This window comes from Wenzhouxiangella sp. 15190 (genome assembly GCF_003417465.1).
Lineage (GTDB): Bacteria > Pseudomonadota > Gammaproteobacteria > Xanthomonadales > Wenzhouxiangellaceae > Wenzhouxiangella.
On record NZ_QVMV01000007.1, the window covers coordinates 211,146 to 234,191 of the forward strand.

The 23,046-nt window shown below is 63.3% G+C and carries 20 protein-coding genes; 13 read left to right on the forward strand and 7 right to left on the reverse strand.

The features are described 5' to 3' along the window. Window positions 1-8 precede the first annotated feature (8 nt). The 3 genes from DZK26_RS02115 to DZK26_RS02125 are packed head-to-tail and all read right to left on the reverse strand — an operon-like array spanning window position 9 to window position 3,933. Window positions 9-962: a hypothetical protein gene (locus DZK26_RS02115; RefSeq protein ID WP_116897258.1), complete on the reverse strand. Its 954-nt coding sequence runs from the start codon at window positions 960-962 to the stop codon at window positions 9-11. Continuing rightward, window positions 959-1,609, reverse strand: coding sequence for a nucleotidyltransferase (locus DZK26_RS02120; protein ID WP_116897259.1), 651 nt, complete (start codon window positions 1,607-1,609; stop codon window positions 959-961). The genes DZK26_RS02115 and DZK26_RS02120 overlap by 4 nt, the downstream gene beginning before the upstream one ends. Then, window positions 1,609-3,933, reverse strand: a complete 2,325-nt coding sequence (locus DZK26_RS02125) for a penicillin-binding protein 1A (protein ID WP_181918271.1) — start codon at window positions 3,931-3,933, stop codon at window positions 1,609-1,611. Before DZK26_RS02125 ends, DZK26_RS02120 begins: the two co-directional genes overlap by 1 nt. A 407-nt stretch (window positions 3,934-4,340) precedes the next feature. Between DZK26_RS02125 and pilM the strand changes: the two genes are divergently transcribed. The 10 genes from pilM (at window position 4,341) to DZK26_RS02175 (ending at window position 15,398) form a co-directional block, all read left to right on the forward strand. Next, window positions 4,341-5,414, forward strand: a complete 1,074-nt coding sequence (pilM, locus tag DZK26_RS02130) for a type IV pilus assembly protein PilM (RefSeq protein WP_116897261.1) — start codon at window positions 4,341-4,343, stop codon at window positions 5,412-5,414. Beyond that, window positions 5,414-6,001 carry a PilN domain-containing protein gene (locus DZK26_RS02135; protein WP_116897262.1) on the forward strand — a complete coding sequence of 196 codons (588 nt, stop codon included), beginning with the start codon at window positions 5,414-5,416 and terminating at the stop codon, window positions 5,999-6,001. Before pilM ends, DZK26_RS02135 begins: the two co-directional genes overlap by 1 nt. A 3-nt stretch (window positions 6,002-6,004) precedes the next feature. Next, the gene (locus DZK26_RS02140; RefSeq protein WP_116897263.1) at window positions 6,005-6,628 is read left to right on the forward strand and encodes a type 4a pilus biogenesis protein PilO; all 624 of its coding nucleotides are present in this window, start codon (window positions 6,005-6,007) and stop codon (window positions 6,626-6,628) included. Next, entirely contained in the window at window positions 6,625-7,155 is a 531-nt protein-coding gene (locus tag DZK26_RS02145; RefSeq protein WP_116897264.1) for a pilus assembly protein PilP, read from the forward strand. Before DZK26_RS02140 ends, DZK26_RS02145 begins: the two co-directional genes overlap by 4 nt. A gap of 65 nt (window positions 7,156-7,220) precedes the next feature. Then, on the forward strand, window positions 7,221-9,389 hold the full coding sequence (gene pilQ, locus DZK26_RS02150; RefSeq protein WP_181918272.1) for a type IV pilus secretin PilQ: 2,169 nt from the start codon (window positions 7,221-7,223) through the stop codon (window positions 9,387-9,389). A 60-nt stretch (window positions 9,390-9,449) separates the two neighbouring features. Next, the gene (locus tag DZK26_RS02155) at window positions 9,450-12,110 is read left to right on the forward strand and encodes a hypothetical protein (RefSeq protein WP_116897266.1); all 2,661 of its coding nucleotides are present in this window, start codon (window positions 9,450-9,452) and stop codon (window positions 12,108-12,110) included. A 96-nt stretch (window positions 12,111-12,206) separates the two neighbouring features. Continuing rightward, window positions 12,207-12,989 (forward strand): N-formylglutamate deformylase, encoded by a 783-nt coding sequence (hutG, locus tag DZK26_RS02160; protein WP_116897267.1) that lies wholly within the window; start codon window positions 12,207-12,209, stop codon window positions 12,987-12,989. Continuing rightward, window positions 12,986-14,332 (forward strand): formimidoylglutamate deiminase, encoded by a 1,347-nt coding sequence (gene hutF, locus DZK26_RS02165; RefSeq protein WP_147306597.1) that lies wholly within the window; start codon window positions 12,986-12,988, stop codon window positions 14,330-14,332. Before hutG ends, hutF begins: the two co-directional genes overlap by 4 nt. Window positions 14,333-14,337: 5 nt before the next feature. Beyond that, window positions 14,338-14,943, forward strand: a complete 606-nt coding sequence (locus DZK26_RS02170) for a DUF938 domain-containing protein (RefSeq protein ID WP_116897269.1) — start codon at window positions 14,338-14,340, stop codon at window positions 14,941-14,943. Then, a complete protein-coding gene (locus DZK26_RS02175; protein WP_116897270.1) occupies window positions 14,940-15,398 on the forward strand; it encodes a GAF domain-containing protein in 459 nt (152 codons plus the stop codon). Before DZK26_RS02170 ends, DZK26_RS02175 begins: the two co-directional genes overlap by 4 nt. Here DZK26_RS02175 and DZK26_RS02180 read toward each other — a convergent pair. Together DZK26_RS02180 and DZK26_RS02185 are read right to left on the reverse strand one after the other, a co-directional pair. Further along, window positions 15,377-15,853 (reverse strand): histidine phosphatase family protein, encoded by a 477-nt coding sequence (locus DZK26_RS02180; protein ID WP_116897271.1) that lies wholly within the window; start codon window positions 15,851-15,853, stop codon window positions 15,377-15,379. The two genes, DZK26_RS02175 and DZK26_RS02180, sit on opposite strands and share 22 nt — an antisense overlap. Before the next feature lie 78 nt (window positions 15,854-15,931). Then, window positions 15,932-16,885 carry a threonine/serine dehydratase gene (locus DZK26_RS02185; protein ID WP_116897272.1) on the reverse strand — a complete coding sequence of 318 codons (954 nt, stop codon included), beginning with the start codon at window positions 16,883-16,885 and terminating at the stop codon, window positions 15,932-15,934. Window positions 16,886-16,924: 39 nt separating this feature from the next. On the opposite strand from DZK26_RS02185, the gene pepN reads away from it, so the two are divergent. Next, entirely contained in the window at window positions 16,925-19,570 is a 2,646-nt protein-coding gene (gene pepN, locus DZK26_RS02190; RefSeq protein WP_116897273.1) for an aminopeptidase N, read from the forward strand. Between the two features lie 241 nt (window positions 19,571-19,811). On the opposite strand, the gene DZK26_RS02195 is transcribed toward pepN, so the two are convergent. Continuing rightward, window positions 19,812-20,378 (reverse strand): N-acetylmuramoyl-L-alanine amidase, encoded by a 567-nt coding sequence (locus DZK26_RS02195; protein ID WP_116897274.1) that lies wholly within the window; start codon window positions 20,376-20,378, stop codon window positions 19,812-19,814. Between DZK26_RS02195 and DZK26_RS14090 the strand changes: the two genes are divergently transcribed. Continuing rightward, window positions 20,368-20,664, forward strand: coding sequence for a hypothetical protein (locus DZK26_RS14090; protein WP_147306598.1), 297 nt, complete (start codon window positions 20,368-20,370; stop codon window positions 20,662-20,664). The genes DZK26_RS02195 and DZK26_RS14090 overlap by 11 nt on opposite strands. A gap of 12 nt (window positions 20,665-20,676) precedes the next feature. Here DZK26_RS14090 and DZK26_RS02200 read toward each other — a convergent pair whose 3' ends face one another. Next, window positions 20,677-22,011 (reverse strand): amidohydrolase family protein, encoded by a 1,335-nt coding sequence (locus tag DZK26_RS02200; RefSeq protein WP_181918273.1) that lies wholly within the window; start codon window positions 22,009-22,011, stop codon window positions 20,677-20,679. A gap of 369 nt (window positions 22,012-22,380) precedes the next feature. On the opposite strand from DZK26_RS02200, the gene DZK26_RS02205 reads away from it, so the two are divergent. After that, window positions 22,381-23,040, forward strand: a complete 660-nt coding sequence (locus DZK26_RS02205; RefSeq protein WP_116897276.1) for a protein-L-isoaspartate O-methyltransferase — start codon at window positions 22,381-22,383, stop codon at window positions 23,038-23,040. Window positions 23,041-23,046 lie beyond the last annotated feature (6 nt).

The following is a 23,046-nucleotide window of genomic DNA, read 5'->3' on the forward strand; positions in this document are numbered from 1 at the left end:
CGTTGACATCAGCGCCGATCGCGCTGGTCGGATTCCTCGGACTGGTCTCGACGCTGCCGCGAAGTGTTCCGCGGTGGGCGGGTGGACTCGCGGGTCGGCCGGCGTTGTGACCGGTTGCGTGGCGGAGACGGGTCGACGCTGCGCTGGCGGCTTGGAGACGTGCGCTCGATTGGGGCTGACGGTGGCCGGCTCTCTTGATCTCGCGGCCGCAGCTCGCCGGACGGCTCGCGCCGGCGCTCCCTTCGTTCCGGAACGCGGGCCCGGCGATCAATGTCGCGCAGTCGTTGGAGCAGCGAGGTGCGCTCGTTTGCGCTGCGACGGCCGGTCTCGGCGCGGCGTGCCGGGAGCGGCGGCATGGATCGCCCATCGCGAAAAGCTGCCGCACCGCGGCCGGTGGCCGGCAACCGGGGAGCCGCCCCCGGCAACAGCCGTTGATCGGGCCGTTGGTTGCGCACGGTCCGTGCGCGCCGTGATTCGATATCGCGCAGCCGCGAATTGATGTCACGCAGCCTGTCGCGGGGGGCTTCTCGCCGATCGTAGCGATCGTAGCGGTCGCGCGAATAATGACCGAAACTCACGCGGGTGCCGGCGCGCCAGGGATGGTAAGTGGCGTAGCGGTCGGGGTACCGGTACCAGGGAACGTGGAAACGGCCGCGGCCAGCGGCGAAGCGTGGACCGGGCCCGTAGCCGTAGTACCAGCCCGGGTAGGGGTAATACCAGGGATCGTAGCGGTGCACCACGACCGAGTAGGGGTGGTAATAGTGGCTGTAATAGAAATAGTCCAGCGACCAGTAGGGATAGACGAGCGGGTCGACATACGTGATCCTTGTGCTGCGGTACTGGGGTTTTTCGTAGTACACGCCTCGATCCGGGCCGGCGGGATAGTACGTCGCGCAACCGCCCAGCACGAGTGCCAGCAGGGCAGCTGCGATCCATCCGGTGGCGTGGTGACGGATTCTCATAGCCTGGATTGTAATCCGTCGGCATGAACCGATGCTGAATCTTCGGCGATCATCGACTCGACCTCGGCCAGTGCGGCCCGCCGCTGGGCGCGCCCGTCGACCGGACTCGGGGGCGCCTGGCGCGCCTCGGGGCCGATCATCTGGATCAGTTCGATCGCGTTGCCGCCACCTTCGAGCACGACGATCTCGAGGTCTCGGGCGCTGCCGTCGTGCCAGCGGATGCGGCGGGTTTCCTGCGTGAAGGGCAGGTGACGCTCGATCAGAAAGTGGACGACCGCATCGGGGTCGTCGGCAAACACATGCAGGCTGATGCGCGAGTGCTCGTCGGCCGTGCCCTCGAGTACCGGGCCGACCAGGCGCGGCCGGAAGGTCTCGAGGAATCGCATGGCCGAAGCGGCGGCTTCACGCAGTTCGAGCAGCGTGAGCGAGTGCTCAACCCCGCCGTAGAGACTCTGCCATTCGCGCAGGGCCTGTTCGACCTCGCTGTTGGAGGGCAGGCTCGTGCGCGAGGATGCACCGACGCGCCGTGCGGCCTTTTCCTTGGCCGTCAGGTAGTTCTTCTGGCCCTCGGTGGCCATGATGCGTGCGGCCTCGGCGGCGATTTCCAGCCGGATGCGGCTGTTTCGGCTCGATTGCTTGTCGCCCATCAATAGACCTCGTACGGATCGGCCTGCTCGCCGCTGTCATCGCTGCTTTCCAGGGGCGGCAGGTTGTCGGCGTGGAACCACTCCTGAATGGCGTCTGGCGTGCCCGGCCTCGCTCGCAGCCCGGTTTCCGGGTCGATCAGTGCGCGCGTCACACCCACCGGTACGGGCCGCCGGGTTTCGGGACGACCCTCGAGTGCGGTGTCCATGAAGTCCACCCACAGCGGCAGGGCGGTTCGCCCCCCCTGTTCCTGTCGACCGAGCGACTCGTTGTCGTCCATGCCCACCCAGACAACCGTGACGATGCCGCCACCGTAGCCGGCGAACCAGGTGTCGCGCTGGTCGTTGGTGGTGCCTGTCTTGCCGGCCAGGTCGTCACGTTCCAGGGCCAGCGCCCGGCGACCGGTGCCGCGACGAATGACGTCGCTCATCATCGAGTCGATCAGCCAGGCCGTTTGGGGTCGGAGCACTTGCTCGGCACGCTTCGGCCGCGGCGGGCCCATGAGTCGTTCAGTATCGGGCTGGTCCGACTCTTCTCGCGCTGAATCGGATTCGGCGTCGGCCAGCTCGGGACGGCGCAGCATCGGTTCGCGGGCTGTTTCGTCGGATGAAGTCGACTCCGCCGGCGGGTTGGGCGGCGGGATTTCGGGGCAGTCCCGGCAGGGCAGGGCCCATTCGGTCTCGAACAGCGTTTCGCCGTCGGTATCGCTGATGCTGTAGAGATAGTGCGGCTCCACCCGATGGCCGCCGTTGGCGAACGTGGCGTACCCGGCGGTCAGGCTCAGCGGCGTGATCGATGCCGACCCCAGTGCCATGGACGGCCCGTTGGGCAGTTGGTCGCGCTCGAAGCCGAATCGGGTGACATAGTCGCGACCGTATTCGATGCCCATGTCCATGAGCAGGCGTACGCTCACCAGGTTGCGGGAATTGACCATGGCTTCGCGCAGGCGGGTCGGGCCGAAGAAGCGATGGCTGAAGTTGGTGGGCTTCCATTCCCGCTCCATCGAGGGGTCGTCGATGACCACCGGAGCATCGTTGACTCGCGAGGCCGGCGTGTAACCGTGGTCGAGCGCAGCCGAATAGATGAACGGCTTGAACGCAGAGCCCGGCTGGCGCCGGCTTTGCGTGGCCCGATTGAACTGGCTGTGCGCGAAATCCAGCCCGCCGACCAGGGCCAGAAGTTCGCCGGTTTCGGCCTTCATGCTGACCAGCGCGGCCTCGGCCTGCGGGATCTGGGCCAGTTGCCACTCTTCGTCGATCTTTTTCAGGCGCACGATGTCGCCGATCGCGACGACGTCGCCGGCGGCCTGCGGCGCGGCGCCCACGGCATCGCTGCTGACGAACGGCCTTGCCCAGGACAGCGCTTCGAGGTCAAGTTCGACGGAAGTGCCATCGGCTAACTGGAACCGGGCCGAGGTCTCGTCCGTGGCCGTCACGACCGCCGGCAGCAGGCCGGCGATGGGTCGCATGGCGTCCAGCCGCTCGGCCAGGGTTTCGGGATCGTCCAGCGTGTCTTCGGATACGCGGTCTTCGGGTCCGCGCCAGCCATGGCGCCGATCGTAGTCCATCAGACCGTCACGCACGACGCGGTTGGCTTTCTCCTGCAACTCCGAGCGAACGGTCGTGTGTGCGATCAGCCCGTCACTGTAGGCGGCTTCCGAACCGACTTGGTCGACCACGTCCTGGCGGGCCATTTCGGCCACCCAAGGCGAGTCGAGTTCGACAACCGGGCCGTGGTAGCTGGCCGTATTCGGCTGGGCAACCGCCTCGGCATGTTCGGTTTCACTGATATGGCCGAGTTCCAGCATCCGGCCCAGGATCCAGTTGCGCCGGCCCATGGCCTGTTGGGGGCCGGATATCGGGTTGTCGCGCGAGGGCGCCTTGGGCAGCCCTGCGATCATGGCCATTTCGGCCAGGGTCAGTTCGTCGAGCGTCTTTCCGTAGTAAACCTGCGCGGCCGCCGCTACCCCGTAGGCGCGATGCCCCAGAAACTCCTTGTTGAGATAGAGTTCCAGGATTTCGTCCTTTGAAAGTTCGCTTTCGACCTTGAAGGCCAGCAGCATCTCGCGCAGCTTGCGCGTGACCGAGTAGTCGGTCGACAGGAAGAACCGCCGCGCGACCTGTTGAGTGACCGTGGAGCCGCCGGGAACGCGGCCCTGGCCCATGCTCAGCGAGTAAAGCCAGACTGCCCGCAACGTTCCTCGCCAGTCGACGCCGGGATGCTGGTAGAAGCGATCGTCTTCAGCGGACAGGAACGCGAGCTTGAGGCGTTCGGGCACGTCGTCCACAGCCACCGGTCGACGTCGCTGTTCGCCGATTTCGGCCATGAGCCTGTCATCGGCCGAATAGATCCGCAACGGCACCTGCAGCTGAATGTCCCTGAGCGATTCGACTGAAGGCAGAGAGGGGACGATTGTGACCCAGATAATGAGCGCGCCAATTGCCGCTAGAATGAACAGCAGCAAAAACAGGCGGATAGAAAAAACTATTAAAGGCTTTATTCGGACCATGAGTTATGGTAAATGTAGGCACAGACAAGTCGGAATGACGAACGTTTTGGACGGGGTTACGGGGCAAAAGTGCCCACGAAATTCAGGTCCGGACGACCTTTGAGCAGAGGGTAGCACACACGTATACTTGTCCAGACCGGCGTTGCAGGGGGCATTGTCGGGCAGGTCAAGAAAGAATAAACCAGTTAAACGGCCATGCCGACCAGAGGGCTGAAGATAACAACATGAGTAACTTTCTCAGAAAGCTGTTGGGTGCTGCGCCGCCCCCATTGGTGGGAGTCGACATCGGCACCAGCAGCATCAAGGTGCTGCAACTTGGCAGTAGCGGTCCGGGCTATCGTGTCGAGGCGTTTGCAGTCGAGCCGGTTCCCGAGGGCGCGATTTCAGAGGGCAATATCTCGGATACCGATCGGGTCGCCGAAGCCGTCAAGCGAGCCGTCAAGCGCTCGGGCAGCAAGGCCAAGGAATGCGCGATGGCCGTCAGCGGCTCGGCGGTCATCACCAAGGTCATCAACCTGCCGGGCGACCTCTCCGAAGATGACATCGAAGCCCAGATCGAAGTCGAGGCCGGGCAGTACATTCCCTACCCGCGGGAGGAAGTGAGCCTGGACTTCGAGATTCTGGGCCCGGCTCCGCGAAACGCCGACCTGGTAGAGATTCTGCTGGCTGCTTCCAAGACCGATCACGTCGATCTGTGTCGTGAGGTCGCGGACCTGTCCGGTCTGGGCCTTCGTGTCGTCGACGTCGAGTCCTACGCCATTGCCAACGCTTTCGACCTGGTACGCAAGCACGCCGGTATCGGCGAGAGTGAAACCATCGGCGTGCTCAACATGGGCGCGTCGGCCTCGACGCTGATAGCGCTGCGCGGTGACCGCGCCATCTACAGCCGCGAACATGCCTTCGGCGGCCAGCAGCTGGTTGAAGACTGTATGCGCCGCTACGGCATGGACGCCGACCAGGCCGCCTTTCTGCAACGCGGCGAAACACCGCCGGCGGGTTTCGAGGACGAGATTCTCGAGCCGTTTCGCCAAAGCGTTATTCAGCAGATCGGTCGAGCACTCCAGTTCTATTCCTCTTCGAGCGATTATTCCGGCCTCAACACCCTGTTCCTCACTGGTGGTGCGGCGTCGACGCCGGGATTGGCCGAAGCGGTCGGCGACGAAGTCGGGATTTCCTGCGAGGTGGCCGATCCCATCGAAGGGATGCGCCTGGCCCCCTCCATCGATGCCGGCCGTCTGGAACGGATTCGGCCTTCACTGACCACAGCCTGCGGGCTGGCCTTGCGGGGGTTTGACTGATGGCCAGAATCAATCTTCTGCCCTGGCGTGAGAACCTGCGTCAGCAACGACAGCGAAACTTCATGATTGCGCTCGTGGCGACAGCCGCGGTAGCGGTCCTGCTGGTGTTCCTCGGTTCACACCTGGTCGAACGACAGATCGATGCCCAGGAGGCGCGCAACCAGTATCTCGAAGGCGAGATTCGCAAGCTCGATCGCGAAATTGCCAGTATCGAGGAGCTGGAGGCCAAGCGCGACAACCTTCTGGCGCGCAAGAACGTCATCGAACGGCTACAGGAGAATCGCTCCATGATGGTGCACCTGTTCAACGCGCTGGCCCTGACCATCCCGGAAGGTGTTCGGCTCAACTCGGTGCAACAGAGCGAGGAGCAGTTGACCCTCCAGGGAACTACCCAGTCCGAGACGCGCGTATCCGACTACATGCGCAATATCGAGCAGGCCGAGTGGCTGCACGACCCGGTTCTGAGCATCATCGAAGCTATCGAGGGTGAAGAAGGCGGCGGTGCCGAGCCCTTCCGCTTCGAGTTGCGTGCCCGCATGGCCTCACCCAACGCGGTTGAAGCCGAAGCGCAGGACGAGGAGGCCTGAGCCATGGATCTTTCCGAAATCAGAGATCTGGATTTCAACAACATCGGTTCGGCCTCGACCGGCGTCAAGGCGATCCTGCTGGGATTGCTGGCTATCGTCATTGTGGTGGGCGGCTATTTCTACATCATCAAGGACAAGCGTGAGACGCTCGATCAACGTGCGCAGGTCGAGCGCGAACTCAAGCAGGAGTTCGAGACCAAGCAGCAGAAAGCGGCCAACCTGGAAGCCTACGAGCAGCAGCTTGCCGAAATGGAAGAGATGCTCGAGGTCATGTTGCGCCAGTTGCCGTCGAAGACCGAGATGCCGGAGTTGCTGGTCGATATTTCCCAGACTGCCCTGGGCGCGGGCATCGACAACGAATTGTTCGAGCCCCAGGCCGAGGTCAAGCGCGATTTTTACGCCGAGCAGCCGATCAACGTGCGAATGGTGGGCACTTACCACCAGTTCGGCAATTTCGTCAGTTCGGTCGCCTCGCTTTCGCGGGTGGTCATCCTGACGATGCGTGATATTTCTCTGGAACCGGTCGAGGGATCGCGAGGTCGCCTGCGCCTGGAAGGTGTGGTGACCACATACCGCTATCTCGATGAATCCGAGGGCGGAGCCATATCGACGGGAGGAACCCAATGAGCGTGATGATGCGGAGCCTGTCGATCCTGATGCTCGCCCTGGTGCTTGTCGGCTGCGAGAAGGGCACCGGGGACTTGCGTGATTGGACCGCCGAAGTTCGCCAGCGCGAGCCCGAGCCGATCGATCCGATACCGCCGGTACGGACACCGGAAGTCGTGTCGTACGAGGCCATGGACGCGCGTGACCCGTTCCAGCTGGTCGGTCGCAGCAGCGAGGAAGACGAAGAAATTGCCGGCGATGGTGAAGGATTGCGCCCCGACCCCGATCGTCGCAAGGAGTATCTCGAGGAGTTTCCTCTCGATACGCTGGAGATGGTCGGTACGCTCGAGATCGACGAAAACCAGTACGCGCTCATTCAGGACAACGAGAACGTCGTCCACCGCGTACGTGACGGAAATTACATGGGGCAGAACCATGGCCTGGTGCTGGATGTCCAGCCGGGCCATGTCGAAGTGCGTGAACTTGTACAGGATGGTCGTGGCGGCTGGGTCGAGCGCCGGGTACGCGTGACCATGGCTGAAGACTAATGTATACCGGCAAGGAATTGAACATCATGATCAAGTCTTCATGGGCGATGAACGGGAGATGGACAATGAACAGCAGTAGCAAAGCGATAGCGCTTCTGATCGGGCTGTTCTGGATGGTTTCCATGGCCCAGGCCACGGAGTTGACCGATATCCAGGTCGAAAGCGGGTCCGGGGAGGTACGATTTCTTCTCACCCTGGACGGGGAACCAGGCGATCCGTCCGTGTTCACCACCGAGCAGCCGCCTCGAATCGTGCTGGAATTGCCCGACACGAATTCCCGCGTGGATGCCTCGAGCGTAGCGGTGAGCGCCGGACCGGCGCAAAGCTACAGGGCTTTGAGCGCCGGTGGCCGTACGCGCCTGGTCGTGGACATGGCCCGTAACGCGCCCTATGAAGTCCAGGTTTCGGGCAACCAGTTGATCCTGGCGATCGAAACGGGCGGTGCCGGCACGACGGCCGAGGCCGTGGCCGACACCGGCACTGTGTCCGATACCGGTTCCGGTGATTTTGAAATCACCGGCATCGACTTCCGCCGCGGGCCGGACGGTGAAAGCCGGGTTCTGGTCAATGTCGACCAGGACGGCGTCAACCTGTCGGTGGACGAACGCGCCGGTGGACTGCGGGTTGATCTGTTCAACACCCACCTGCCGTCGGATCAGTATCAGCGCCTGGACGTGAGTGATTTCGCCACGCCGGTGCAGATGATCACGCCCGAGCAGCGCGGAGACAATGTCCGTCTCAACCTGGAAGTGGCAGGTGCCCATGAACATCTTGCTTACCAGTCGGACGGCCAGGTGGTCGTCGAGGTGGGTCGGCCCGACCAGGAAGAACCCGAGGATCGCGAGCTGACCTTCTTCGAGGATCGGGAATACGACGGTGATCGCATTACCCTGAACTTCCAGGACATTCCGGTTCGTTCGGTACTGGCGCTGATTGCCGACGTCTCCGAGCAGAACGTGGTCGTTTCCGACTCCGTCAGCGGCAACCTGACCCTGCGGCTGACCAACGTGCCCTGGGACCAGGCGCTCGATATCGTGCTCGAGACCAAGAATCTCGACATGCGTCAATCGGGCAATGTCATCTGGATTGCGCCGACGCAGGAAATCGCCGCGCGCGAACAGGCCATTCTGCAGGCGCGTGCCGACCGTCAGACGCTCGAACCGCTGCAAACGGCCATCATTCCGCTCAGCTATGCCGACGCTGACGAGATGGCGACGCTGATCAAGTCCGCATCGGAAGGCGGTGAGTCTGATCAAGAGACCGGTGGCGACAGTGGTTCCGGACTGCTTTCACAGCGCGGGTCGGTGAGCATCGATCAGCGCACCAATACATTGCTGGTCAACGATACGCCCGAACGCATCAGCGCGGTGCGTGAGCTGGTGGCCGATCTCGATCGGCCGGTGCGACAGGTCCTGATCGAGTCGCGCATCGTCATCGCGCGTAACGACTTCAATCACGAACTGGGCGTTCGCTTCGGTGTGACCGGCGCGCGTCAGGATTCGCGCGGCAATCTCTACACGCTGGCCTCCACCAGTGAGGGTTCCGACCAGATGGTTCGCGAAGGGCTCGCCAACCGCCGTTCGGGTTCCGGCTCGAGCACGCCGGTCACCCCGCCAGCGCTCGGTGACCGCCTGAACGTCAACCTGCCGGTTGCCAATCCGGCCGGAAGCCTCGGCTTCAGTGTGCTGGCTGCCGACATGCTGCTGGATCTCGAGCTCAGTGCGCTCGAAAGCGAGGGTCGCGGCGAGATCATCTCGACGCCGCGGGTCATCACGGCCAACCAGGCCGAGGCCTACGTGTTGCAGGGTGTGGAAATCCCCTTCGAATCCACGCAGGGCGGTTCCCTGGCCGGGGCCATCAACGTCGAATTCAAGGAGGCGGTGCTGGAGTTGCGTGCCACGCCATTGATTACCCCGGACAACCGCGTACAGCTTCAGTTGCAGGTCAAGCAGGACACGGTCGGGGAACTCTTCCCCAATGGCCGGGGCGGATTCATTCCGTCGATCGACACCCGCGAGTTGTCCACCCGCATCCTGGTCGACAATGGTCAGACCGTCGTGCTGGGCGGTATTTTCCAGGAAGAACGTACGTTCCAGGAACAGAAGGTACCCGTCCTGGGTGACGTGCCCGTGTTGGGTGGCCTTTTCCGTCAGCGGGGCACCGAAGACCTCAAGCGCGAACTGCTGATTTTTGTCACTCCGTCGATCCTGGATGAACGGGTCGCGGCCGACTGATCCGGGCGAGGGAGCGAACCAGCAATGAACATCACATCAAAAAACTCGGGATTTCGATTCATGAAGATAATCAGATACGGCATCATCCTGGCAGCCACCGCCCTTCTTGCCGCCTGTGGGGGCAGTTCCTCCGGCAGTTTCGACAATGGCGGTCAGGCAAGCATGAGCATCACGGTCGAGTCCAATGAAGTGCCGACCAACAGTTCGACGCAGGTCACCGTGCGTTTTCGTGCCGCCGATGGCTCGGCCGTAGCCGACGGCACCCAGGTGACACTGAGCTCGGACAACACGAGCCGAGGGGTGGTTGCCGCCGACGAGTCCGGCGCCTCTTCCGGCGCTTCGGCAACGACAGGTACCAGCGGCGGCCAGGCCAGCTTCATCTTCACGGCTCGCTCCGATACCGGAACCGTAACGCTGTCGGCCTCGGGCTCCAATCCGAGCGGTGCAGGGACGATTTCCACGACACGGGACATCGATGTGATCGAGGATCCGGATGCCGAGGCGCGCCTGGAAATCGAGGGTGACAGCACCATGCCGGCCAACACGGAGGGCGTCGAGATTTTCATGGGCTCGCCGTTCATCAACGAACTGACCGTGCGCTACCGCAATCCCGACGGCAGCGCCGGTAACGTCGTCGACAGCGAGATTGCCGTGGCCGTATCGCCGGTTTCACTGGGTGCCTTTTCGACACTGGACGATCCCGAAACCGAAGACGTCAACGAATTTTTCGAGCTTTACGGCAGCGGACCGGTCACCATGACGGCCGGCGTGGCCACCGTCTTCGTGCACAGCGACAATCAGCCCGGCACATTGACGGTCAGTGTATCGGCCCAGGACGCCGATTCCGGTGACACCTTCTCCGAAGAGTTCCAGATCGAGATCGTCGAGGGCGCGGCCGATTTCCTGCCGGCCAACCTGGACTTTTCTGCATCCCCGGATCCGATTTACGTGCAGGGTTCCGGTGGGTCCACGAGCAAGAGCATGTCGCTGGCGGTCAGCGACTCCGGGGATAACCCGGTGCCCAATCCCGAAGGCAGTGGCGCTGAATACAACAACGTCATCCTGTCGCTGGATGCGCCCGATGGCAGCGATGCACGCCTGACCGGTACCGGTACATCCGGCTCTGTCGAGGGCAGCGAGATCAGTGTGCAGACCGTCAACGGCATCGCCAATTTCTCGCTGAACGGTGCAACCGCGACCGGGCCTCACGAAATCACGGCAACGGCCGATCGAGCCGACAATAACGTCGACAATGATCTGCTCGATCCGTTAACGGCGCAGACGACCGTCAACGTCGGCGACGGCCGGCTGTTCGGACTGGAGATCGTCAGTCCAAGCATCGACGCCATACAGATCAACAGCGCAACGCCGGGCATCGAAACGGAGGAAGAAGCGACGACGGATCCGGAAACGGGCGTCGTGGTTCCGCCGAATCCAGACGGAACCTATTCGCTGACCGTAACCGCGCAGGCGACCGACCAGGCCGGGAACCCGGTTCTGTCGGGTACACCGGTGCAGTTCGGCAAGGTCGATGCGCCGCTGACTCAAACCACGCCACCGGTGTTCGTGTTCTCGGGGGGCGAAGGTGATCCGGAAGAAGGCGGTGACCTGTTCGACGTGTTGAGCAATACGGATGGCTTCCTGGACGATCCGGCCGCCGTGGATGAAGCGGTTGAGCCGGGCGATACGCTGGCCCTCTTCGGCAAGAGCGTCGCCGGCAACCGGGAGCACGAAGCCGTCCGGACGATCGACAGCGTCATCGACGACACCACTGTTACGGTCGACCAGGATTTCAATGCCAACGATGGTTCCGGCAGCATCGTCGACGACGGACATGTCATCCCCTGGGTCATCGGTCGCTCGGAAGTGGGCGTCATCGACAGCGCGGGTACGATCGGCGAAGACGGTCGCGTGAGCGTCAAGATGACCTATACGATCGACCAACTCGGGCGACCGCTCGTCGTTTGGGCGCAGGCCAATCGCACCGGCGAAGACACGACCACGACCGTGGCAGACGCTGAAAACGCCGTGTTCCCGGGCATTGCGCCCTTGCTGCTGACGGCCACGCCCAATTCGGTCGCGGGTAACAGCACCGCGGAAATTCGGCTCTGCCTGACCGACGCCATCGGCGCGCCGGTGAACTTCGCCCGGATTCGCGGCAGTATCTCCGGCGCCACGGGCATCCTGGACGGGTCGCCCATGCCCGCGCTCACCGCCGATGCCACCGGCAGTGACGGAAGCGGTTGTCTTCTGACCGAACTGGAGACGAGTGACATGCTGCCCGACGGTGAATCGGCGACGGTGTTGTTCACTCACGGTGAAGCCGAGGCCGAGGTTACGGTTGAACCTCCGGGTGCGGGAACTCTGGTGGTCGATCCGTCATCGGCATCGGATCCTTCGCCCGATCCGCACAGGGTAAGACTCACCCTGACCCTGCTCGACTCGAGCGGCGAGCCGTTTCCGGACGTAGCATTGACCGGAGAATGCGAAAGTGGCATCACCCTGGCATCGGGTCCGGGTACGACCGACGCCGACGGAGAAACCACTGCAAATGTCGATCTGGAATTGTCCGACTGTGGTGGCGGCGAAGGCGAGGAAGAAACCACGCGAGAAGCGCAGTGCACCTTCACCACCTCCACTGGCTCGCCTGTGGGAACCTTCTCGGCGACGGGCTCCGATCTATCGGACTCGCTCATTTCGCCGGATCCGTGCGGCGACTGATCTGAAGGGCGGCACGAAAGCCGCGACGATCAGCTTGGAACTTTGGGGCCCGGCACTGCCGGGCCCTTTGCTTTTACGACTCGGTACAATGAAGGCATGCTCTACGATTTTCATGCCGGCACCGGTGCGTTACTGGTCAATGTGCCTCATGCGGGGGTCGAAGTACCGCAGTCCATCGAATCGCGAATGAGCGATCGTGCCAGGGCGTTACCGGATACCGATTGGCACGTGCACCGGCTGGTCGAAGACGCTGCCGGCCCGGACGTTTCGGTGCTGTCCGCCCGCTATTCCCGCTACGTGATCGATCTCAATCGCGGTCGCGACGACCAGCCGCTTTACGCCGGCGCCACGACCGGCCTGGTGCCGACCGAGACCTTCGACGGTGATCCGGTCTACAGGGATCGAAATCCAGACGATGCCGAGGTGAGCGAGCGCATCGAGCGCTACTGGCAGCCCTACCACGACAAGCTCCGGGAAACGCTCGAGGGACTCAAGCAGCGGCATGGTTATGCCGTGCTGTTCGATGTGCATTCCATCCGGAGCACGGTGCCCCGGCTGTTCGACGGCCGCCTTCCGGACCTCAACCTCGGCACGTACGAAGGCCGAAGCTGTAATGCACAACTGCAGGCGCAGGTGGCCGAAGTACTGGCTGGAGCGGACGGTTTCTCGACGGTGGTCAACGGCCGCTTCAAGGGCGGCTTCATCACGCGCCACTATGGCCAACCGGCAGAGGGCATCCACGCCCTGCAGCTCGAAATTGCCCAGGCCTGCTACATGGACGAGTCACGGCCGCGCGAATTCGATCCGGATCGAGCCCGCCCGCTGGTGACCGTGCTGGCGCGCCTGATCGACCTGCTGTCGCAGTGGCGGCCGGCATGACGGACCGGCTTTACTGTCCGCAGGCCCTGCTGGGCGACGGCTGGCGCGACGACGTCACGCTGGAACTGACGCGGGACGGTTTCATCGATGCCGTTCTGCCGGGCCGCCATGCCGGGGCCGAGTGTTTGCCCGGACCCGTGATTCCGGGCATGGTCAATGTCCATTCGCACATCCACCAGCGGCTCATTGCCGGGCTGACCGGAATGAGCGCCGGCCGGGACGACAGCTTCTGGAGCTGGCGCGAGCGCATGTACGAGGCCGTCGGCATGCTATCGGGCGAGGATTTTGAAATCCTGGCCGCCCGGGCCTTCATGGAACTGCTCGAAGGCGGCTATACTTCGACGGGGGAGTTTCACTATCCCCACGGCCTGGGTGATCAGGAACCGAGGAAAACCGCCGGGCAGGTGCTCGACGCGGCCGCGCGCGCGGGAACGGCCTTGACGTTGCTGCCGGTGTGGTACCGCTACGGCGGTTTCGGCCGGCAGCCACTGAGCGACAGGCAGAAGCCTTTCGGGATGTCGCTTGATGAAATCGCGGCCCTGGTCAACGGCCTGCAGGGCCAGGTCGATGCGCGGCTTCAGCGCGTCGGCATTGCCCCGCATTCGCTGCGTGCCGTGGACGGCCGTGATTTGCCTGACCTGCTGGCCAATATCGGCGAAGGCCCGGTCCATATTCACATCTCCGAGCAGCCCGCGGAAGTCCGGGCCTGCCTCGAATACCATGACTGCCGCCCGATCGAGTGGCTGCTGCGGCATGTCGAGCCCGACGAGCGCTGGTGCCTGATTCATGCAACCCACGCGGACGAGCGGGAAGTGCAAGCGCTGGCCGGGCGTTCAGTCGCGGTGGGCATCTGTCCCACGACCGAGGCGGACCTGGGCGACGGGCTGTTCCCGGTGCGTGAATTCCTCGATGGCGGTGGTCGCGTGGCCATCGGCTCGGACAGCAACCTGGTGACCTCGGCGGCCGAAGAAGTGCGCCTGCTCGAGTGGGGTCAGCGGCTGAGGCTGAACCAGCGCAATGTACTGGCCGAAACCGGCGAACATATTGCCACCAGCCTGTGGCGGCACATGGCTCGCACCGGCGCAAGGGCCCTGCAACAACCGGCCGGCGAGTTGCGCGAGGGTTGCCGGGCCGACCTCGTCGTGCTCGATCCCTCTCACCCCGTCCTGGCCGGCTTGCCCGCAGCGGAGCAACTGGACAGCTTCGTGTTTGCCCATGGTGCCGGTATGATCGATCAGGTTCGGGTCGGTGGTCGTCAGGTCGTGCGCCAGGGTCGCCATCCTTCGCGGACGGACCTGGACGAACGAGTGGCCGAGTTGCGCGGCCGGCTTGTCGGGAGTTGAAGAAAATGACGGAAAATTCACTGACCCATTCACCGGCGGCCGAGCGCAACCGGATACCGATCGGTGAGGTACTTGGTCGCTGGCTGGCGCGGGATGCGCGCGTGCTCGAGATCGGTTCCGGCACGGGCCAGCACGCCGCCTGGTTCCATGAACTGATGCCGGGGCTCACCTGGCAGACCACCGACCTGCCGGAGAACCTCGAGGCAATCCGGACCCGGTTGAAGGCCGAAGCGCCGGCGCTTCCCGCGCCACTCGCACTCGACGTGATGCACTCCGGCGACTGGCCGGAAGGCCCCTGGGACGCGGTCTATACGGCCAACACGCTTCACATCATGCCGTGGGATCATACGCCGGCACTGCTGCGCGCCGCGGGTGAGCGCGTTGCCGCCGGCGGCCTGCTCGTGATCTACGGGCCGTTTCGCGACGGCGAGGCATTCGACGCGGAAAGCAATCGGCGCTTCGACGAGCAACTGCGTCAGCGCAACCCGGACATGGGCCTTCGCGATATCTTGAAAGTGCGTCGAATGGCCGAAGATTCGGGATGGACCGCCGAGGCCGAAATCGCCATGCCGGCCAACAATCGACTTTTGATCTTCAGGAAAAGTGAATGACCGAGACCGTCAACTACGACGAACTGGCGCAGCAGGCCGAAGGGCTGCTGTCGGGCCAGAAGCACCGCATCGCCAACGCTGCAAACCTCAGCGCGCTGATCTACGAGGCCCTGCCGGACGTCAACTGGGCCGGGTTCTATTTTCTGGAAGGCGATGAATTGATCGTCGGGCCCTTCCAGGGCAGGCCCGCGTGTGTGCGCATCGAAATGGGCAAGGGCGTGTGCGGCACCGCGGCGCTCACCCGGGCCACCCAGCGCGTGGCGGACGTTCACGCCTTCGATGGGCATATCGCCTGCGATCCGGAATCCCGCTCGGAGGTCGTCGTACCCCTGATCATCGACGGTCAGGTCATCGGCGTGCTGGATATCGACAGCCCGCGACCGGGGCGTTTCGACGAGGCCGACCAGCGAGGCCTGGAACGGCTGTCGGAAACCTACATCAGGTCGCTGGGCTGAACCAGCTTTCTGATCTCCCCGCAACCCGGGGCCGGCGGCATTTCGGCGTCGATGATGATCAACGTGCCGGGCTGGATTCCCAGCCTGGGGCGCTGATTGGTCAACCATTGCACCAGCCACTCGAAGCCGGGATTGTGGCCGACAAGCATCAGGGAGTCCGCTTCCTGGTGTTTGTGCAGTACGCCGATGAGGTCTTCTTCGAGGGCATCCCAGAGCGCGGGTTCGACCACCTGCTCGGGTGCTTCCAGTCCGTCGAGCATCAGACGGGCGGTCTCGCGCGTTCGTGTCGCCGGGGAAATACGCACGGTCGACGGTACGGACAGTTCCGAGGCGCCAATCCACTCACCCAGTACCCGGGCCGTTTCACGTCCCGACTCGGTAAGCGGTCGATCCCGGTCCTTTTCGTCGGACGCTGCTGCCCTGGCGCGCGCGTGACGCAGTAGCCATAACTCCATGCGAACAAGATTCCCCGGTGCACTTCAAGGTCGGCCAGCATACCAGTGTGTGATCCGCTGTGCGTCGCCGTCTCTTGGTCAGCGCAATGCCCCGAGAAGGACGCTCACTGCCAGGTTGCCACCGCTGATCATCACGCCCACGCGTTGACCCGAGAATCGATCCGGGTCGGCCATGATGCCGGCCAGGGCCACCGCACCCGAGGGTTCGGCGGTCTGCTTGAGTTCCGCCCAGACTCGCTCCATCGCCGAGATGATCTGGTCCTCGGACACGGTCAGGACGGCATCGACGTGACACCGGATCAGCGCGAGGTTTCGCTCGCCGACCAGGGCGCGCAGGCCATCGGCGATGGTTTCGGGGCGGTGGTCGTCGACCCGGCGTCCCATCGCCAGCGATCGCGCCGTGTCGTCGGCGCCCGACGGCTCGATGCCCACGACCCTCGGCGGCCGGGCCGCCGTCTGCGCCGCCAGGGCCGTTCCCGAAACCAATCCGCCGCCGCCCACGGGCGTGACGATCATGTCGAGGTTCTCGACCTGTTCCATCAACTCCAGCGCTGCACTGCCCTGACCGGTGATGATGCGGTCGTCGTCATAGGGTGGCACCGGCTCGAAACCCTGATCGACCAGGCGGGCAAGCGCCGCTTCGCGGCCGGCCTGGGTGGGTTCACAGAAGTGGATATTGCCCCCGTGACGACGGATGTTTTCGACCTTGTCGGCGACCGCGCCTTCCGGCACCACGATTTCGGCGCGAAAACCGCGCAGGGAGGCCGCGCGGGCGAGGGCGGCGCCATGATTGCCCGAGGAGTGGGTGGCCACACCCGGGCAGTCGTCGGAAAGGAGCGAAACCGCATGGCTTGCGCCCCGGAGCTTGAAGGAGCCGGTGGTTTGCAGATGCTCGCACTTGAAAAACAGCGTCGCGCCCGTCAACTCATCGAGCATATCGGATGTCATGACCGGGGTTTCCCGGATCATCGACCGGATGCGTTCGCGCGCCCGGACCACGTCCTCGGGGTTCGGCAGGGATTTGACAGACATCCGCCTATAATACCGATCCAGTCTTTACAGGAGTTCGTCATGTCCGCACGCGGAGACCAGCCCCGCACCCCCGTTCTTCGCCAGGAATACCGGCCACCGGAATGGTGGGTCGACCACGTCGAACTCGATTTCGACCTCGGCCTGTCCGAAACGCGGATTGTCAGCCGCATGACCGTTCGGCGCAATCCCGAAGTCGACGCCGCTCCACTGACCCTGTCCGGCGCCGGCCTGAAGACGCAACGCGTCGAGGTCGACGGCGAAGGGGTGCCGTTCGAGGAACGCCGCGACGAGGCCCTTGTCGTCGAGAACGTGCCCGAACGAGCCGTGGTCACCACCGAGGTGCTCGTTCATCCCGACCGAAACACCGCGCTCGAGGGTCTTTACCGGTCGGGCTCCATGTTGCTGACCCAGTGCGAGGCCGAGGGATTTCGCAAGATCACCTGGTTCCCCGACCGGCCCGACGTCATGGCGACCTACCGCGTTCGCCTGGCCGGCGATCGCGAACGCTTCCCCGTATTGCTGTCCAACGGCAACTGCGTCGAGACCGGCGAACTCGACGATGGCCGCCATTTCGCGGTCTGGGACGACCCGTTCCCCAAGCCGAGCTACCTGTTCGCCGTGGTCGCGGGTGAGCTCGACGTGCTGGAAGACACGTTCACGACACGCTCCGGCCGCGAAGTGAAGCTCAAGATCTACTCCGAAGCGGAGAACATATCGCGGCTCGATCACGCCATGGACAGCCTCAAGCGCTCGATGGCCTGGGACGAAGCCCGTTTCGGACTGGAATACGATCTCGACGTCTTCCACGTCGTCGCCACCCACGACTTCAACATGGGTGCGATGGAGAACAAGAGCCTCAACATCTTCAACGCCCGCTACGTGCTGGCCGACCGCGAGACGGCCACCGATGGCGACTACGAGGGAATCGAGTCGGTCATCGCCCATGAGTACTTCCATAACTGGACCGGCAACCGCGTCACCTGCCGCGACTGGTTCCAGCTCACCCTCAAGGAAGGCCTGACCGTCTACCGCGACCAGGAATTCACCGCCGACCAGCGCTCCCGGGGCGTCAAGCGCATCCAGGACGTCTCCGATCTGATGGCGCGCCAGTTCCCGGAAGATGCCGGCCCCATGGCGCATCCGATCCGGCCCGAGCGCTACGTCGAGATCAATAACTTCTACACCGCCACCGTCTACGAAAAGGGCGCACAGGTCGTTCGCATGTACGAGACCCTGCTCGGCCGGGACGGCTTCCGCCGCGGCATGGATCTGTACTTCGAGCGCCATGACGGCCAGGCGGTCACCTGCGACGACTTCCGGCACGCCATGGCCGATGCCAACGACACCGACCTGGAACAGTTCGAACGCTGGTATCGCCAGGTCGGCACGCCCCGGGTCGAGGCGAACACACGCTTCGACGAAGACAGTGGTGAACTGGCGCTGACACTCGCCCAGAGCCTGCCCGAGCACCCGGACAATCGCGCCATCGATGCGTTGATGATTCCGGTCAAGGTCGGCTTTCTCGATGCCGACAACCGGCCGCTGCCGGTCACCCTGGCCGGCGAGACCGAGCCGGGTCCGGAAACCCGCCTGCTGGTACTCACCGAAAAGGAGACCGAATTCCGCTTCACGGGATTGCCCGCCGATGCGCTGCCGTCGCTGCTGAGGGACTTCTCGGCCCCGGTCAAGCTCGACTACGACTGGTCGAGCCGTGACCTGGCACGCCTGGCCGGTTTCGACAGCGATCCCTTCAGCCGCTGGCGTGCCATGCGGGTCTTGAGCGAGCGCGTACTGGGGGATTGGATCGAAGGGCGTCAGGATCACGATTCCGAACTGCTGATCGAGGCCTGGGCGGCCGTGCTCGAGCATTCCGACAGCGATCCCGCGCTGGCCGCCGAGCTATTGAGCCTGCCCTCGGAAGGCGAGCTCGCCCAGGACCGCGACCCGGTCGATGTCGAAGCCATTCATTCCGCCCGCAACGAATTGCTCGGCCTGCTGGGGCAACGACTCGAGAACAAGCTTCTCGAGCGCTTCGAGACCCTGGCGCCGAGCGGCGTCTGGTCTTCGGACGGGCCGGATGCCGCCCGCCGGCGCCTGCGCAATGTCGCCCTGGGCCTGCTGGCCGCCGCCGGAGCGGATCCGGCCAGCGAACTGGCCTCGAGGCATTACGCACGGGCCGACAACATGACCGACCGTCTCGCCGCGTTCCGCACGCTGGTGCACAATGGCCTTGAGGGTGCCAACGAGGCGCTGGCCGATTTCGAGCAGCGCTTTGCCGGCGATCCGCTGGTCATGGACAAGTGGTTCGCTGTCCAGGCCACGCGTTCGGACGAGTCGACGGTCGACGATGTGCGGCGCCTGATGGAGCACGAGGCATTCCGCCTCAACAACCCCAACAAGGTGCGGGCACTGATCGGCGCGATGGCCATGACCAATCCGATGGCCTTCCACCGCGCCGACGGCGACGGCTATCGACTGATCGGCGAAGTGCTCGACACGCTCGACGAAATCAATCCGCAGGTCGGCGCCCGGCTGGCCACCACCTTCAACCGCTGGCGCGCATACGACAACAAGCGCTCGGCCATGATGAAGGAACAGCTGCAGAAACTGGCGGCCAAGAAGGGCCTGTCGCCCCACATCGAAGAAATCGTCACAGCTGCCTTGCGCGATCGCAGTGGGGGTTGATTCTTAAAACCTTTAAAACGCAAAGACGCGAAGCAGCAAAGGACGCAAAGAAATAAAGAAATTAAGAAATAAAAAGTGCTTGATTGACGGGTCTCATCAGACTCGAGCGCTGACTCATCGGGTCGAGCTTTTGGGAACACAGCAAAAGGCTTTCCGTGTATCCGGTGACTTCTATGGATACATGATTCTTCTATTTCCTTTTTCTTTTCTTCGCGCTCTTTGCTGCTTTGCGTCTTTGCGTTTAAAAGGTTTTTATCCCAGAGCGCTTCAGAGGGACTCTCGATTCGATTTCGTCCCAGGGAAACAGCGGCCCGGGGTCGACTTTTCTTCTGACCTTGATTGCCGGGTCGTCGCTGGCGTCGACAATGCCGATGTCGAGTTCGTCGTGGCCGGCAATGTAGTGCAGGTTGGGCAGCTTCGCCCGCAGTGTCTCCAGTAGTCCCACCAGTGCCTCGATCTGCGGCGGACTGTAGTCCTCGGCCCAGTCCTGGTTGCGGCTATCGAGCCAGTGCGGCCAGCGGCCGCGGTTGACCAGCTCGATACCGATCGACTTGCGGTTGTACCCGCGCACGTGGTGCGCCACGCGCTCGAGCGGCACCCACTGCAAGACGCTACCGTCGCGGTCGACATAGAAATGCCCACTGTTGCCGGTCTGCGAGTTCCGGTGATGAATCCGCTCGCCATACTCCCGCGCCGTCTCCAGGTCGGGCAACTCGGTCGCGTGAATCACCACCAGCTCGATCGCCTCGATGGATCGCTCATCAAGTCGATCAACGTAACTAAGCGGGGTGTAGTCGATGTTCGGCATCGTCAAAGTCATGGAGCAGGAAAGTCCTATAAACGCAAAGACGCAAAGCAGCAAAGAACGCGAAGAAATGAAAGAATTAAAGAATACTGGAACCACGGAGGGCACGGAATACACGGAATTGAAGAAAGAAATCGTGGATGATTCTCACGGAGGCCCTATGCCGTCGGACACATGCCTCGGCAACCATGAGTGCCCAAGCAGCCCCTTCCGTGCTTTCCGTGTATTCCGTGGTTCCATTGTTTTTTCTTCTTTGCGTACTTTGCTGCTTCGCGTCTTTGCGTTTTAAAGGTTTTGATTTTTAGGTCTCACCCGCCCGCTCGGCTATCGCTTCCAGCGCGGCGTCGAGCCGCTCGCGATCGAACCACTCCCCGGCGCGCATCACGCCCTGGATGGAGCGTGTGTTGCCGATATCTTCGAGCGGATTGTTCTCCAGCAGCACCACGTCGGCCACGCAGCCGGGTTCGAGGCAGCCGCGGTTGGTCTCGCCCAGGTAGTCGGCCACGTTGGTGGTGGCCGTCGCCAGCGCCTCGGCCGGGCTCAAGCCGGCTTCGACATAAATGGCCAGTTCGTGGTGGATGGCATCACCGGGGATGCTCAGGATTTGCGGCGAGTCGGCGCCGGCCAGGATCAACGCCCCGGCTTCGTGCAGTTCGCGGATCAAGCGGCGGCGCAATTCGACATAGCGTTGCGCGCCTTCCTCGGAGTCATAGCTCTGCCGGAGTTGCTTGACCCGCTCGCGCCAGCGTGCCGCCATGTCCGCCGGAATCCAGCGCATCGCGTCGCGCTGCATCAGCGCCTCGACGTCGCCGGTTGCCCAGTTTTCGACGAGGCTCTGGGTCGGCACGTTGGCGACGCCGGCCTCTGCGGTTCTTCGGGCCAGTTCGGGAATGCGTTCGGCATTCATGCCTTCGATCAGGTTGACGCCGAACAGGCCCGGGTCGGTGCCGTGCAGCTCGTGGTCCTCCGGCACCATCTTCTGCGCATAGCCGTCGAGATGATCGATCGTGCCCTGGTCGGATTCCAGCACGCGATCGACGCCGACCGCCACCGAGACATGGCCGGAATAATCGATACCGAGCCGATCGGCGGTTTGCGCGATGACATCGAAGACCTCCGGCCACAGCCCCGGGTGCAGCTTGAGCAGGTCGTAACCGGCCTCGTGCTGCGCGAGCGTCATGCGGCGCGCCCCTTCCGGAGACGACACCGAGCTGCCGTTGAACGAGGGCCCGGAAGTGATCAGCCGCGGCCCCGGAATTTCGCCGTCGGCAAGCTGCTGGCGCAGTGTCAGGTGACCGGGCTCGCCCAGCATGCCGCGGATGGTGGTCATGCCGTGGGCCAGCCACAGCATCAGGGTGTCGTTCACCCGCTGCTCACCGGCGCGCATCGGCGGTACGTGTGCATGCATCTCCGCCAGGCCCGGAATCAGATAGCCCGCCGTCTCGACGATCTCGTCGGCCTCGGCGGGGTCGATCGAATCGGCGTCGACGACGAACCCGTCACGAACACCGACGCGCGTCGGTTCGGACACGGACGCCTTTTCAACATCGACCAGGCGGACATTCTCGAAAATCAGCGACTCGGCCTGCGCGCCGAGTGCCAGCGTGAGCATCAGGGCTGCGATCACAGTACGCATGAGACTTCCTCCGGGGGTGGACTCATTCAGTGTACTCCGGCTGAAAAACCTTTCAAACGCAAAATGATAAGACCCTGTAACCACGGAAAACACTGAAAGCACGGAAGAAACTGATGGGTCAGCCATGTGCCCTGAGCTCGTCTTCGACGGTAGTGCATCCTCCGGGAGCCCTGTCAACAATTTCAAAAAAACCGTGTATTCCGTGGTTCCTCTTTTTCGCCCTCTCCACGCCAGCCGCGATTGCCGCGCGGGCACCGAGCCCGCGCACCGGCAACGGGGGCGGCAATCATGACCACTGGCACAGTATCGTCCACGCGCAAACGGTTACAATAGCCATCTAATATTCATCGAACCGACCGGAATTCGAACATGTCGCTCAATCTCGAACAGGCCCGTTCCAACATGGTCGAGCAGCAGGTACGTACCTGGGAAGTGCTCGACCCGCTGGTGCTCGAAGCATTGCGTGAAGTCCCGCGAGAAGATTTTGCGCCTTCCGATTATCGGCGCATGGCATTCTCCGATCTGCGCATTCCGCTGCCCCATGATCAGTTCATGATGAAGCCTATCGAGGAGGGCCGGATGCTCCAGAGCCTGGAAATCCAGCCCGGTCAGCGCGTGCTGGAAATCGGCACCGGCTCGGGTTTCACGGCGGCCTGCCTGGCGTACATGGGTGCCTCGGTGTTGAGCATCGACATCTTCGAGGAACTGACCGAGCGGGCACGGCGCCGCTTCAAGCGTCTGGCCATCGACGGTATCGAAGTCAGGCAAGCCGACGCGCTGGGCGATTTCGACCCGGGCGAGACGTTCGATGCCGTTGCGGTTACCGGCTCGGCCGCGGAAGTGCCCGAGCGTTTCCGCCAGTGGGTCAAGCCCGGCGGGCGCCTGTTCGCCGTGCGCGGTTTCAGCCCGGTGATGGAGGCAATCTCCATGACCCGTTCCGAGCACGATCACTGGCAGGTCGACAGCCTGTTCGACACCGACCTGCCGCGGCTGGTCGGGGCCGAGGATCGTCCGCAATTCGAATTCTGATCAACC

Bases quoted from the DNA above. Each gene is read 5' to 3' on its own strand.
- DZK26_RS02170 (WP_116897269.1), top strand. From the start codon at position 14,338: ATGACGGAAAATTCACTGACCCATTCACCGGCGGCCGAGCGCAACCGG.
- DZK26_RS02135 (WP_116897262.1), top strand. From the start codon at position 5,414: ATGGCCAGAATCAATCTTCTGCCCTGGCGTGAGAACCTGCGTCAGCAA.
- DZK26_RS02120 (WP_116897259.1), bottom strand. From the start codon at position 1,609: ATGGGCGACAAGCAATCGAGCCGAAACAGCCGCATCCGGCTGGAAATC.
- hutF (WP_147306597.1), top strand. From the start codon at position 12,986: ATGACGGACCGGCTTTACTGTCCGCAGGCCCTGCTGGGCGACGGCTGG.
- DZK26_RS02145 (WP_116897264.1), top strand. From the start codon at position 6,625: ATGAGCGTGATGATGCGGAGCCTGTCGATCCTGATGCTCGCCCTGGTG.
- DZK26_RS02180 (WP_116897271.1), bottom strand. From the start codon at position 15,853: ATGGAGTTATGGCTACTGCGTCACGCGCGCGCCAGGGCAGCAGCGTCC.
- DZK26_RS02200 (WP_181918273.1), bottom strand. From the start codon at position 22,011: ATGCGTACTGTGATCGCAGCCCTGATGCTCACGCTGGCACTCGGCGCG.
- DZK26_RS02140 (WP_116897263.1), top strand. From the start codon at position 6,005: ATGGATCTTTCCGAAATCAGAGATCTGGATTTCAACAACATCGGTTCG.
- DZK26_RS02175 (WP_116897270.1), top strand. From the start codon at position 14,940: ATGACCGAGACCGTCAACTACGACGAACTGGCGCAGCAGGCCGAAGGG.
- DZK26_RS02155 (WP_116897266.1), top strand. From the start codon at position 9,450: ATGAAGATAATCAGATACGGCATCATCCTGGCAGCCACCGCCCTTCTT.
- DZK26_RS02205 (WP_116897276.1), top strand. From the start codon at position 22,381: ATGTCGCTCAATCTCGAACAGGCCCGTTCCAACATGGTCGAGCAGCAG.
- pepN (WP_116897273.1), top strand. From the start codon at position 16,925: ATGTCCGCACGCGGAGACCAGCCCCGCACCCCCGTTCTTCGCCAGGAA.
- DZK26_RS02115 (WP_116897258.1), bottom strand. From the start codon at position 962: ATGAGAATCCGTCACCACGCCACCGGATGGATCGCAGCTGCCCTGCTG.
- DZK26_RS02125 (WP_181918271.1), bottom strand. From the start codon at position 3,933: ATGGCCGAAATCGGCGAACAGCGACGTCGACCGGTGGCTGTGGACGAC.
- DZK26_RS14090 (WP_147306598.1), top strand. From the start codon at position 20,368: ATGTTCGGCATCGTCAAAGTCATGGAGCAGGAAAGTCCTATAAACGCA.
- pilM (WP_116897261.1), top strand. From the start codon at position 4,341: ATGAGTAACTTTCTCAGAAAGCTGTTGGGTGCTGCGCCGCCCCCATTG.
- hutG (WP_116897267.1), top strand. From the start codon at position 12,207: ATGCTCTACGATTTTCATGCCGGCACCGGTGCGTTACTGGTCAATGTG.
- pilQ (WP_181918272.1), top strand. From the start codon at position 7,221: ATGAACAGCAGTAGCAAAGCGATAGCGCTTCTGATCGGGCTGTTCTGG.
- DZK26_RS02185 (WP_116897272.1), bottom strand. From the start codon at position 16,885: ATGTCTGTCAAATCCCTGCCGAACCCCGAGGACGTGGTCCGGGCGCGC.
- DZK26_RS02195 (WP_116897274.1), bottom strand. From the start codon at position 20,378: ATGCCGAACATCGACTACACCCCGCTTAGTTACGTTGATCGACTTGAT.